9 protein-coding genes and 1 pseudogene are annotated in these 11,909 nt (G+C 54.1%); 3 read left to right on the top strand and 7 right to left on the bottom strand.

The window, feature by feature from the left end:
* Positions 1 to 44 precede the first annotated feature (44 nt).
* From ACSZO1_RS19870 to ACSZO1_RS19860, 3 genes are all read right to left on the bottom strand, one after another.
* A complete protein-coding gene (locus tag ACSZO1_RS19870) occupies positions 45 to 758 on the bottom strand; it encodes a mandelate racemase/muconate lactonizing enzyme family protein (RefSeq protein ID WP_437615736.1) in 714 nt (237 codons plus the stop codon).
* A 304-nt stretch (positions 759 to 1,062) separates the two neighbouring features.
* Positions 1,063 to 2,682 carry a methyl-accepting chemotaxis protein gene (locus ACSZO1_RS19865; RefSeq protein ID WP_437615734.1) on the bottom strand — a complete coding sequence of 540 codons (1,620 nt, stop codon included), beginning with the start codon at positions 2,680 to 2,682 and terminating at the stop codon, positions 1,063 to 1,065.
* A gap of 156 nt (positions 2,683 to 2,838) precedes the next feature.
* On the bottom strand, positions 2,839 to 3,900 hold the full coding sequence (locus tag ACSZO1_RS19860) for an alpha/beta fold hydrolase (protein WP_437615732.1): 1,062 nt from the start codon (positions 3,898 to 3,900) through the stop codon (positions 2,839 to 2,841).
* 487 nt (positions 3,901 to 4,387) lie between these two features.
* Here ACSZO1_RS19860 and ACSZO1_RS19855 point away from each other — a divergent pair, with 487 nt between their 5' ends.
* Both ACSZO1_RS19855 and ACSZO1_RS19850 read left to right on the top strand, forming a co-directional pair.
* Positions 4,388 to 5,404: a sensor domain-containing diguanylate cyclase gene (locus tag ACSZO1_RS19855; RefSeq protein WP_437615730.1), complete on the top strand. Its 1,017-nt coding sequence runs from the start codon at positions 4,388 to 4,390 to the stop codon at positions 5,402 to 5,404.
* 52 nt (positions 5,405 to 5,456) lie between these two features.
* A complete protein-coding gene (locus tag ACSZO1_RS19850; RefSeq protein ID WP_437615728.1) occupies positions 5,457 to 6,089 on the top strand; it encodes a hypothetical protein in 633 nt (210 codons plus the stop codon).
* A gap of 23 nt (positions 6,090 to 6,112) precedes the next feature.
* On the opposite strand, the gene ACSZO1_RS19845 is transcribed toward ACSZO1_RS19850, so the two are convergent.
* From ACSZO1_RS19845 to ACSZO1_RS19830, 4 genes are read right to left on the bottom strand one after another with little or no spacing between them, the layout of a single operon-like run.
* Positions 6,113 to 7,810, bottom strand: coding sequence for a dipeptide ABC transporter ATP-binding protein (locus tag ACSZO1_RS19845; protein WP_437615726.1), 1,698 nt, complete (start codon positions 7,808 to 7,810; stop codon positions 6,113 to 6,115).
* On the bottom strand, positions 7,811 to 8,659 hold the full coding sequence (locus ACSZO1_RS19840) for an ABC transporter permease (protein WP_437615724.1): 849 nt from the start codon (positions 8,657 to 8,659) through the stop codon (positions 7,811 to 7,813).
* A complete protein-coding gene (locus tag ACSZO1_RS19835) occupies positions 8,652 to 9,614 on the bottom strand; it encodes an ABC transporter permease (protein ID WP_437615722.1) in 963 nt (320 codons plus the stop codon). Before ACSZO1_RS19835 ends, ACSZO1_RS19840 begins: the two co-directional genes overlap by 8 nt.
* Positions 9,592 to 11,202: an ABC transporter substrate-binding protein gene (locus ACSZO1_RS19830; RefSeq protein ID WP_437615720.1), complete on the bottom strand. Its 1,611-nt coding sequence runs from the start codon at positions 11,200 to 11,202 to the stop codon at positions 9,592 to 9,594. The genes ACSZO1_RS19835 and ACSZO1_RS19830 overlap by 23 nt, the downstream gene beginning before the upstream one ends.
* 270 nt (positions 11,203 to 11,472) lie before the next feature.
* Here ACSZO1_RS19830 and ACSZO1_RS19825 point away from each other — a divergent pair.
* Positions 11,473 to 11,835: pseudogene (locus ACSZO1_RS19825) on the top strand (MFS transporter); the annotation flags it as partial.
* Between the last annotated feature and the right edge of the window lie 74 nt (positions 11,836 to 11,909).

The following is an 11,909-nucleotide window of genomic DNA, read 5'->3' as shown; positions in this document are numbered from 1 at the left end:
TTCAGGCAACCGTCTGTGGTGTTTGCAGAGCTAAGATTGGCGGCTTAGCGTTGCACTTCGGAGTTGAATCCGCCGGGGTTAAATGCTTCTAATTGCCTTCCCCATTTAATTGCATCAGAGACATTCAGGCAGCCGTGCAGATCGAGCATAATATCGATATGTTCCCCGACGGCTTCACGCACCGCTTTCACCCGGGCTATTGCCATATCGCCCCATTCTTTGCTAACCGGACGCGATGGCGTGGATTTTTCCCCCTGCGGCGACATCTTAAACGGATCAAATTTTAGTCCGGTGTAACCATCCTCCACGACACGCAGGGCATTTTCGGCAAACTCCTCCGGACGCCAGGCATCAAAGTACCAGTGGTTGGCATACAGGCGGATACTGTCCCGGCATTTACCCCCCATCAGCTGGTAAATGGGCAGGTTAAGGCTTTTGCCCTTGATATCCCATAGCGCCATATCAATTGCGCTCATCGCACCATAAATCGCCAGTGAACGTCCGCGCGCCCAGTAGCTGTTATCAAAACACTGCTGAAAAATGCGTTCAGAGTCGAAAGGTGACTGCCCGATAAGGAATTTTTTCGCCAGTGTTTCTAATACCGGGATCACTGATTTGGCGCCAACGCCGTAGCTCATCGCCACTTCACCGATACCACTGATGCCTTCATCGGTTTCAATTTCAATCACGATCAGGTTATGGGCGGGGGCCCGGTGCCTGAGATCGACATCGTAGACATTTAGCTGGGTGATTTTCATAATTCGCCTCAAATTCAACTGACATGCATTATGTGCACGTTCACATTTCGCATCAAGAGCAGAAAAACGATCCAGATCACACAAAAAACAAAAATGTGCACGTTCACATTTTATTTTTTAGCCTGAAATTTTAAAAAGGATTGAAAAGGCAATAAACATCATGAGCATCACGACATCGATGGGAAATGTGAGTAGTAAGTGTCGTGCGCAGGATAGCTGTCAGAGAGGGGGAGGCGTCGGGTTCTGTATAGCAAAAGGAGAGATGTCCGGGACCTGCCACCAGGCCCCGGAGCGGGGTAAAACCTTAGCGTGCGTTCAGCAGGGCGATATTCTGGCGGAAATCACCGTTATGACGGTCGGTAAGGAAGTTGTCACTCTCCACCTGGAAGCGGGTGACAGACTGCTGCAGATGAATGACCTGCTGCTGCAGTGCGCTGGCGGCCGTCGCGACTTCAGAAACCAGCGAGGCGTTCTGCTGGGTGACGCCGTCCATCTGGTTAATGGCGATATTGATTTGCGAAATACCACGCGTCTGTTCACCTGACGCCAGCATCACTTCATCCATAATATCTACCACTTTTTTCACGTCCTGCTGGGCTTCATCCATGGTGTTACCGGCGACTTCCACCAGTCCGGCGCCTTTCTCAATACGGCTGAGAGAGGCATCAATCACAGTGCTGATCTCTTTCGCGGCAGTGGCGCTGCGCTGGGCAAGGGTACGCACTTCAGATGCGACCACGGCAAAGCCTTTACCGTACTGACCGGCACGGGCCGATTCAACAGCGGCGTTCAGCGCCAGCAGGTTAGTCTGGAAGGCAATACCATCAATCACACCCACGATATCGCCAATCTTGGACGCACCTTCTTTAATCGAACGCATGGTATCGATGACTTCAGCAACCAGATGGCTGCCGCGTGATACGGTGCCAGATGCCTGCTGCGCCAGCTGGTTCGCTTTACGTGTGTTGTCTTCGTTGTTTTTCACCGTCGCCATGATCTGTTCCATGCTTGACGCGGTTTCGTCCAGTGACGCAGCCTGCTGCTCAGTACGGCTGGAAAGGTCGATGTTACCCGAGGCAATCTCTTCCACGCCGGTGCTGATGGCGTCGGTGCCGCTGCGCACCACCAGAACCATCTCTTCCAGACCGTCACGCATACGTTGTACCGCGGCAAACAGCAGGGCGATTTCGTTTTTACCGCTGATATCAATTTTGGCGCGCAGATCGCCTTCGGCAATACGGTCAAACACGGTAATTGCCTGGTTCAGCGGCTTCACGACCAGCCTGGTCAGCACCATCCATGCCAGTGCTGCCAGCACCAGCGCACAGACAATGGCGGTATACAGGGTGTACTGCATATGGGTCACGCGCTGGTTTGAATCTGCCCAGGCCTGATCGATACTTTTCAGCTTGAAGGAGACCAGTGCTTTGGAGGCTTTATCAAACGCGGCATACAGCGCCGTGGATTTACCTGCACGCTGACGGTAATCGTCGAGATTACCTGCCTGCAGTGAGGCAACACCCGGCTCGATAAACTCTTTCATCAGGGTGGCACGGCTGGTTGCCATTTCACCGGAAATCACTTTTTCTTCTTCGGTCTGCGGATATTGCAGATATTCCTGCCATTTGCCGTTGGCGCCATCAATTTTGCCGCGAGCGCGATCCAGCGCCACTTTTGCTTTATCAGCGTCACCGTTACCCATCAGTGATTCATACAGACGCAGGTCAAGGCGGGCACGCAGTAACAGCTCAGAGCTGTCATTCAGGGCGACCAGGCCTGGCAGAACTTCGTTATCGACGCGGGCAAAGGATTTATCACCCGACTGAACGGCCACTAATCCCAGTACGCCAACAAAGAGTAATAATGCGGTGAGTAAGAAAATCATGGAGCTGAGTGCAGTGCGAATCTTTATTTTACGAAACATAGCGTATTCCCTGTTGCCAGTTGCTAAAAAAGTGTAAACGCTGACGCTCTGCGAGAGTCTGACAGCGATTCAGTTTTTAACCATAAAAAAGAAAGCGAAGAGAAAATGACCGGCAATAAATAAGCTTATTGCCGGCCGGAGTAATGACGTATTATTTTATTTACTGGTGTTGGCCAAAAAGGCCTGCAATTTTTCTTTGTAGAATTTTACTGACATCATGGTGCCATGACCACTGGTGTCTTTACTGGCTGGGATCAGGAACAATTCAGCCTTTTTCAGTTTTTTCAGGTCACTATCCAGGGTGCTGATTTCTACCGGGTTGCGTTCATCGTCAGCGGAATTAATTACCAGCAGTGGTGCTTTAATTTTATTTAAATCCGGTGCGGCATTATAATTCGCCGATGAACCCCAGATATAAATAAAGTCGTTGGCATCGCTGGTCAGCGGTGCAGCAAGACGCTCGTCAATCAGCTTGTCTGCCTGCGCACGGGTTGGCGCTTTGCTCTGATAAGCCTGCGTGCCGCCAGTGGTGGCAATGCTGAACATATTGCTGGCATATTTCAGCGATGCTGGCTGCTGACGGTAATTACCATTATCCCAGCTCGGATCGTTTTTAATCGATTCGATTAACATGCGGCGCATCATCCAGTTACGACCGGATAATTCATTTGGCTGCGATGCCATTGGCACCAACGCATCCATCATGCCAGGATATTTCTCACCCCACAGCCAGGTTTGCATCCCGCCCATGGAATAACCCATCACCAGACGCAGATGGCTAATACCCAGTCCCTCTTTAATTAAACGATATTGTGCCTGCACCATATCGTTATAATCAAATTGCGGGAATTTCATCCGCAGGCCATCAGACGGTTTGGATGATTTACCAGAACCAATACTTTCCGGCATGATGATAAAATATTTGCTGCTGTCCAGTGGCTGTCCCGGGCCAAACAACTCGCCACCAAATCCTTTGGCTAACAGTGCGCTAATCGGTTGGTTGGTGCCATGCAGTAACAACACTGCAGGCTTACTGCGATCACCGAGGGTGTAGTAGTGAATGCGCAGATCTTTCAGTTTTTCACCGCTGTTGAAGCTGAACTCAGGTGCGACCCAGTTCCCTTCCTGTGGTTGAGGGACCGCATTTTCTGCATGCGTTAATGGTGACGCGATTAACAGAAAACAACCTACCAGCCCTGATACTATATGCTTAGCCATAAAACAACTCGTTGCCCGTCACTGAGTATTGGAGCAGCGATGTTAATGTTGATTAAGAAAAATCCCAAAGCACATTAACAGGCTTAAATATAAAAAAATATTATCTGCTAGGCGTTGTGTTTATGGCAAAATATTCTGCACAGGGTTTAACATACGATGCTATATCCCTGATTTGACTTTGTTACACTTTCTGCCAGCGTCTCACAAAGTGGGACAATATATTCGTAATATCGCTGTCATATACTTAACTCAAATGTGGTTAAATAACCCGCAATTTATCGGGCGAGTTTGAAACTGACATTAAAAGTTTCTACACAATGGCCGATTAATATCTCAGCAATAGCGCACATTGGCGCGGCCTGAACGCGACCCGGATGCGTAATACAACTATACAATTTTTCAGCAGCAATGCTGTGAGCGAGCCATTGCGCCGCTTGCCTTGTGACTTTTACCGACACCAACACCTGGGAACAGGAACACCTGATTTATGACTGAAAATGTGATTGAGCGTATTTCCGCAGCGCTCGGATCGGAAAAAACGCTTGAGGGTTTCGTTCGCCAGTTGCTGGAGATGCTTGAGCTGGTGACTGATATGGAATCCACTTATCTGACGCGCATTGATACTGAGGGTTTACAGCAGCATATTCTCTATTCACGTAACAGCCAGCAAATGCAGATCCCGGAAGGGCTGGCGGTTCCCTGGCAGGATACGCTGTGTAAACGGGCACTGGATTCCGGGCAGCGTTATACCTGTGATGTCGCCAGTGTTTGGGGCGATTCTGAAGCCGCCAAAGCGCTGGGGATTACCACCTATGTCAGTACTCCTGTCCGGCTGGGCGACGGTGAGTTGTATGGCACACTCTGCGCCGCCAGTACGCAAAGCCGTGAGCTGTCAGCTCGTGCGGAGCAGGTTCTGCAACTGTTTGCTGAACTGATTGCGCAGTATATCCGCAAAGAGCAACTGCTTGATGAGCTGCGGGAAGCCAATGCCGCACTGCGTACCGCCAGCTTTACGGATGAATTAACCGGCCTGCCTAATCGCCGTTCTGTATTCAATCAGCTTCCCGCTCTGTTTGCCCGTGCGAAACGTGATTCGCGCCATGTACTGATCGCTTTTGCCGATCTGGACGGTTTTAAACAGATTAACGATCTCTATGGCCATAAAACCGGCGATGCCTTTTTAGTGGCGGTAGGGCAGCGTTTGCAACATGGCACGGTAACCGATGAAGTTATCGGTCGCCTTGGCGGTGATGAATTTATTGTTGCCTGTATTGGGCCGAATATCTGCAATGAAAGTCATCACGATAAACACGCGTTTCAGCAGCGACTCGCGGCGCTGCTAAAAGGCAAATACGATCTGCATTCCTGCTTCATTGATTATGCCGGCGCCAGTATTGGCGTGATTGCGGTCGATCCTGTGCATTCATCGCCGGATATGGCGGTGCGTGATGCCGATGCGGCGATGTATGAGGAAAAACGGCTGCGTAAGCTGGCGTCGGTTTAATCAGGTTTGGCAATAAGGTAGCCCGGAGGCTAGCTGCGGGGGAACACAGGGAATGCGTGGTAATTATCTCAACATTAAACGCGGTCAGTTTTCCGCTGCGATGGTGCGTAAGGTTATTTGGGGCTGTGTGGTATCTGCGCCCATCCTAGCATTTTGCTACTACATGCTATGGGCACTGAATATTTCCCGTAGCACCGTGCTCATCAAATCCCTGCCCGCGGAGACGATTTATCTCACACTGGCAGGTGTATTGGGCGTGGGTTTTGCCTGGCGAGCGTTCTGTCAGCGAGATTCCCAGCCTGCAGGAAAGAAGCTGAAGTATGTGGGCGAGAAGTTTATGTTCGGTGCTTTTATCGGTTTTTTTTTACCGCTTAATAGTTTCGACGTCTGGATCTATTTATTCCCCGATCAAACCATCCGCTACATCACCGACTATGAAATAACGTTTCCCGGCCCTTCGCGTGGCAAAAACAGCCGCTGTGAAGCAGGGATCTGGATCAGAGAGAAGCATACTGACCGCTGGCGCCTGCTTTGTAGTAGTAAAGAAGAGGTCAGACTGGACGGAAAATACCGCCAGCGAGGAATGGATGGGATGTGGGTTACCGCACGAATAAATAAGCTGGGCGCATATGTCGAACACTACGAGTTTGGCTATAAGCCGTTAGCGGAAGCCAAAACCCGGTAACTGTCACTACCGGGTTTCAGCTGTCACGCCACCTCCGCCGCAGGCACCACTTCCACCGCCGACAATAACAGCCGGGTATAGTCATGACGCGGCTGAGTGAAAATCTGCTCCACGCTGCCTGTCTCGACAATTTCTCCCGCCTTCATCACCGCAATCCGCTGGCTCATATGCTGCACCACGCCCAGATCATGCGAAATAAACAACATCGACAGTTGCAGCCTGCGCTGCAGCGCCACCAGCAAGTCCAGCACCTGCGCCTGGGTCGTCACATCCAGTGCCGATACCGGCTCGTCGCAAATCAATATATCCGGCTCACAGGCCAGTGCCTGGGCGATGGAGACCCGCTGGCGCTGCCCGCCAGACAGCGCTCCAGGACGGCGGGGCAGCAGATCCGCACTCAGCCCGACCAGCGCCAGCAGTTGCAGAATGCGCTGTTGCTGCTGTGCGCGACTGAGTGTGCTGTGCAGCCGCAGTGGCTGCTGGAGCAACTGCTGAACAGTAAATTGTGGATCAAAAGAGCCGAGCGGATCCTGCACAATAGTTTGTATCCGGGGGCGCAGTGGTCGTCGTTCGCGCTCTTTCAGCTGGCTCCACTGCTGGCCGAGCAGCTGGATCTCACCTTGCTGAGGCGATTGCAAACCCAGCACCATTTTCCCCAGTGTGGTTTTCCCGGAACCGGATTCACCGACAATACCCAGCGTTTCCCCGCGCGCCACCTGCAGTGAAACCTGGTTAACCGCCTGCAGCCTTACACCATCCGGTAAGGTAAAGGCGACGGAGACATTATTTACTGACAACACGGGCGGCGCGTTATCATTGCTCGTCGCCTTGCTGCGCAGAGGGGGTTGCGCTGATGCTGCCAGCGGGTCGCTGCCGGTCAGCCAGCGTCCGCGGGTATGTGCAGTGGGGATCGCCGACAGCAGACGGCGGGTATAAGGATGCTGTGGTGCCGTCAGCACCTGACGCGTCGCGCCGCTTTCAACCTGCTGACCCTGATACATCACCACCACACGATCGGCGATATCCGCTACTACCGCCAGATCGTGGGTGATCAGCAGTACGCCATGGCCAGCCTGCGCCAGCTCACGAAACACTTTCAGCACCTGCTTTTGCACCGTTGCGTCCAGCGCGGTGGTGGGTTCATCGGTAATCAGCAAACGTGGGCCGGCCGCCAGAGCAGACGCTATCAGGGCGCGCTGGCGTAAGCCGCCGGACAGCTGATGCGGATATTGTGCAGCGCGGTTTGGCGCATCGGCAATCCCTGCCTGCGTCAGCAGTGCCTGTACCCGCTGCGTCAGTTCTGCGCCACGAGCCAGCCGGTGGGTGCGCAGCGGCTCGGCCACCTCCTGACCAATACGCCGCAGCGGGTCGAGGGAGGTAAGGGCATCCTGCAGCACAAAACCTATCTCGCGGCCACGTATCTGTTGCCAGCTTTTCGCATCGGGATTGCGTAAGTCCGTCAGGCTGCCATCATGTTGACTGAGTTGCAGCACTTCCGCCTGTACCCGGGCGCCAGCACCCGCCAGTCCCACCAGCGTACGAGCCGTCACCGATTTGCCGGAACCGGATTCCCCCACCAGCGCCACCACTTCACCCGGGCGCACCGTAAAGGATAAGGATTTCACCGCTTCAACCACACCACGCGCGGACGGGAAGCTGACACTCAGCTGTTCCACACGCAACAGTGGAGGGATGGAGGAGGGGGTCTGGTAAGCGCTCATTTACTGTCCACCTTTTGCCACAATAGTTTGTAAACGACGTCCCAGCAGGGTGATGGCAATCACTGACAAGGCAATCACGCTGGCGGGCAGCAGGCTGACCCACGGCGCGCTGTCGAGGAAATTGCGCCCTTCTGACAGCAGTGCTCCCCACTCGGCCGTCGGCGGTGTCACGCCCAGACCGAGAAAACTCAGGGCAGAAGCCGCCAGCACCGCATGGCCGATACCGATCGTCGCGAGGATCAACAGGGGACGTACTGTGTTGGGAATAATATGACGCAGAATAATGCGCAGCGGCGTTTCACCCAGCGCCACAGCATGTTCGATATAGCCAGACAAGCGAACCTGTAACACCTGTGAACGCACCAGTCGTGCGTAACCGGCAATGCCCGCCAGCCCGACAGCCAGCAGGGTGTTTTCCGCGCCGCGGCCAAGCACCGCAATCGCCAGCAGCGCCAGCAATAGATCGGGAAACGCCAGTAAGATATCCAGCAAACGCACCAGCAACTGGCGCAGTGCTTTTGGCGCCAGTGCTGCCAGCGCCCCCAGCAGAATGCCACCCAAACAGGAAATCAGCGTTGCGCCAACGCCAATGGTCAGTGACAGCGCGCTGCCATACACCACCCGGCTCCAGACATCACGCCCCAGCTGATCGGTGCCAAACCAGTGTGCTGCTCCCGGTGGCTGCAGAATGGCAGAGAAGTCGACATCATCCGGCTGCCAGCGAGTGAACAGCGCGGGGAAAAAGACCGTCGCCGCCAGCAGCAGGACCATCAGCGCCGGGATCAGGGTGCCGGGCGTCAGCCACGGATTGCGGTAAGTGAGGCGTACAGCCGCCACATTCTCACTCATGGCCGTGCTCCTTTCTGCGCAGACGCGGATCGATCAGCAGATACAGCGCATCAATCAGCAGGTTGATGGTGACGAACAGCAGAGCAGAGAACATCACGATGCCCAGCACCAGCGGCATATCACGGTTTTCAATCGCACTGAGGGTGATCTGGCCGAGGCCCGCGCGGCCAAATACCGTTTCCGTCAGAATCGAGCCGCCCAGCACGCTGGCGAGGAGGGTGCTGGTCAGGGTGGAGATTGCCAGTGCGCCATGGCGCAGGGCGTGACGCAGGCGCAGCAGTGTTTCACTGACGCCACGCGTGCGTACCGTCACGGCGAACGGCTGTGCCAGCGCCTCTTCCAGTCCGTCACGCAGCACCTGGCTCAGCACCGCAGTCAGCGGCAGGCTCAGGGTGATCACCGGCAACACCAGCGAGATCAGACCCTCATTGCCGGTCACCGGAAACCACTGCAATTCGAAACTGAACAGGGTCAGCAGCAGAATGCCGATCCAGTACACTGGCGTACTGAGCAGGATCAGTTCCACGCCCGCCAGCAGATTGCGCAGGCGATAGTGGCGTCCGGCGGTCACCAGGGCATTAATTACCGCCAGCACCAGTGCCAGTAGTAATGCACTGAGCGCCAGCGGGATGGTTTCACGTAAGGCGGTGCCAATCACCTGGATAACAGGCAGACGAAGCTGATAGCTCTGGCCGAGATCGCCGCTCAGCGCGCTGGCACAGTAACGCAGATACTGCACCCACAGTGGCTGATCGAGGCCAAACTGGTGAACCAGTACCTGACGGTAGCTGTCATCCACTACGCTGTTAGCGCTGCCAATCAGGATAGAGACCGGATCACCAGGGATCAGTTTGACGGCAATAAACGTCAGGGTCGCCGCACCCCAGAGTACGGCGACGATGGTCAGCAGACGTTTGCCGATAGCGGGCAAATTAAGGCTTAATCCAGGCATCATAGAAGTTCGGTTTGGCGTTGGTGGCCCAGTTGATTCCCTGCACCTGTTTTGCTTTACCCAGCTGGAAAGCCGGCAGGTAGATCGGCACGGCATACGCCTGACCGATGATTTCGTGCTGGATATCGGCGTACAGACGTTTGCGTTCTTCACTGCTGGCGCCGACGGCGGCTTCCAGTTTGCTGTCCAGCGCGGTCACGCGGGTGTAGTTATTGCCATTCGGCGGAATATAGGCGGAATGGAACACGGTACGCAGGATGTCCGGCTCCGGGCGCACGAAGTAGTTGGAGATAATGTCATAGTCATTATCGCTGCCACGGCTGGAGAAGATACCGGCATCCACCGGATCGAGCTTCAGTTCAAATCCTGCCTGTTTCACCTGGTACTGTACCGCCTGGAACAGCGTCACATCCGCGGCTTCGACACTGGAAGGGGTATAAGCGAAAGTCACACTCAGACGCTTGCCGTCTTTTACCCGGTAACCTTCACCATCTTTGCTGTTCCAGCCCGCCTCATCCAGCAGGCGGTTGGCTTTACTGATATCAAAGCCCCAGCTTTTGGCGACCGTCGGATCGTAATCCAGCGTGGCCGGTCCGAGGATATTGTCCGCCGGTTTCAGTGTGCCAAAGAACGCGGCTTTTACGGCTGTCGCACGGTCAATGGCGCTGAGGAAAGCTTGGCGTACTTTCACGTCGCTGAATGGCGCACGGGTGGTGTTCAGATACAGCACGCGCGGAATGCCGGGGTTTACGCGGGTGACCACTTCCAGTTTGCTGTTTTTCTGTACCTGCGCGAAGTTGACCGGCGGAATGGCGTCGATCACCTGCACCTGACCGCTGTTCAGCGCACCCAGACGCACCGCGGATTCCGGCAGATATTTAAATTCAATCTTATCCAGCCATGCCGGGCCCTGGTGGCTGGCATAACCCGGCCCCCAGTGATAGTCGGCGCGTTTACTGAGTTTGCTGCCGCTGCCTTTGACAAACGAGTCGAGAATAAACGGCCCGGAACCGACCACCGTATTGCTGGTATTGGCGGTTTTCTGCAGATAGGTCGGCGACTGAATGCCGAGATAAGGCAGGCTCAGACCCTGCAACAGCGGGGCGAACGGCGTTTTGTAACGGAACACCACCGTGTACTCATCGGGAGTGGTAATGGACTCAATCGGCCCCAGCAGGGATTTGGAGTAGCTGGAGGTGGTTTTCGGATCGAGAATACGGTCAAAGTTATATTTTACCGCCGCCGCATCCAGCTTCGTGCCATCGCTGAAGGTGACATCCTTGCGCAGATGGAAAGTGTATTCGGTATTGTTATTGTTGATTTCCCAGCGCTCCGCCAGCCATGGCGTAAAGCGGTTATCTTCTGCCTGGCCCACCAGCGAATCCACCACGTTGCGCGTGACCAGCGCGGTGACGGAATAAGCGGTGATCGAGGGATCGATAATCGGGGTATCGCTGCCCAGCGCGACCGTCAGTACGCCGCCCGCAACAGGTTTATCCTGTGCTGTCACGGCGAAACTGGCGGTTAGTGTCAGCGCAGACAGCACGCTGATGCGTAATACACTGACGGGTGAGTAAACGCTTCGTTTCATCCCTTATCCTTGTTATTTGATGAGAAATCATGCAATTAAAATCCATTGTAGGGAGAAAGCGGACGTCAGCGAACGATGGATAATTTATATCCATTGCTGAAAATGTTCGCAGTACGCCAGTTGTTAGCTGCATCGCAGAATTGGATTAAAAAACTAAGTTGATGTTTTAAAGTGACATCGGTCACAACATGCCGCGCCTCTTAATTATATAAAACAACCATTCATTAAAAATGAAACGATATTTCATTTAATAAAAGAGACGTTAACACTATGGCAAACAATGCAGCACCTTTGGCGGGAGGACGTAGGGTTACGCTGGGGCATCAGCTGGCCTACGGCGGTGGCAATTTGCTGGGGAGTGGCGCGCTGGCGATTGCTGGCGCCTGGTTACTCTACTTCTATACCACGTTCTGTGGCCTGACGTTGCTGGAGGCCTCATTTATTTTTTCGGTCGCCAGCGTGATTGACGCCATCAGTAACCCGCTGATGGGGTACTTAACCGATAATTTTGGCAATACCTGGCTCGGCAAACGCTTTGGTCGCCGGCGCTTTTTCCTGTTAATTGGCGCGCCGCTGATGCTGTTCTATCCGTTATTGTGGGTGGAAGGCTTCGGTTTCTGGTATTACCTCTGCGCGAATTCAGATAATAAGTGCAACGCTTGGTCATGTGGATGGAGGGACGGTTAGCTACCGATAAGCTATCCTGC

This window comes from Erwinia sp. V71, assembly GCF_965644245.1.
In the GTDB taxonomy this organism is placed as follows: domain Bacteria; phylum Pseudomonadota; class Gammaproteobacteria; order Enterobacterales; family Enterobacteriaceae; genus Erwinia.
The sequence above is the reverse complement of the archived record's forward strand: the minus strand, read 5'-3'. Positions and strand labels throughout refer to the sequence as shown.

Excerpts from the sequence above, each read along its gene's own strand:
- ACSZO1_RS19845 (WP_437615726.1), bottom strand. The coding sequence starts at position 7,810 with ATGAGCGCTTACCAGACCCCCTCCTCCATCCCTCCACTGTTGCGTGTG.
- ACSZO1_RS19850 (WP_437615728.1), top strand. The coding sequence starts at position 5,457 with ATGCGTGGTAATTATCTCAACATTAAACGCGGTCAGTTTTCCGCTGCG.
- ACSZO1_RS19835 (WP_437615722.1), bottom strand. The coding sequence starts at position 9,614 with ATGATGCCTGGATTAAGCCTTAATTTGCCCGCTATCGGCAAACGTCTG.
- ACSZO1_RS19855 (WP_437615730.1), top strand. The coding sequence starts at position 4,388 with ATGACTGAAAATGTGATTGAGCGTATTTCCGCAGCGCTCGGATCGGAA.
- ACSZO1_RS19860 (WP_437615732.1), bottom strand. The coding sequence starts at position 3,900 with ATGGCTAAGCATATAGTATCAGGGCTGGTAGGTTGTTTTCTGTTAATC.
- ACSZO1_RS19840 (WP_437615724.1), bottom strand. The coding sequence starts at position 8,659 with ATGAGTGAGAATGTGGCGGCTGTACGCCTCACTTACCGCAATCCGTGG.
- ACSZO1_RS19830 (WP_437615720.1), bottom strand. The coding sequence starts at position 11,202 with ATGAAACGAAGCGTTTACTCACCCGTCAGTGTATTACGCATCAGCGTG.
- ACSZO1_RS19870 (WP_437615736.1), bottom strand. The coding sequence starts at position 758 with ATGAAAATCACCCAGCTAAATGTCTACGATGTCGATCTCAGGCACCGG.
- ACSZO1_RS19865 (WP_437615734.1), bottom strand. The coding sequence starts at position 2,682 with ATGTTTCGTAAAATAAAGATTCGCACTGCACTCAGCTCCATGATTTTC.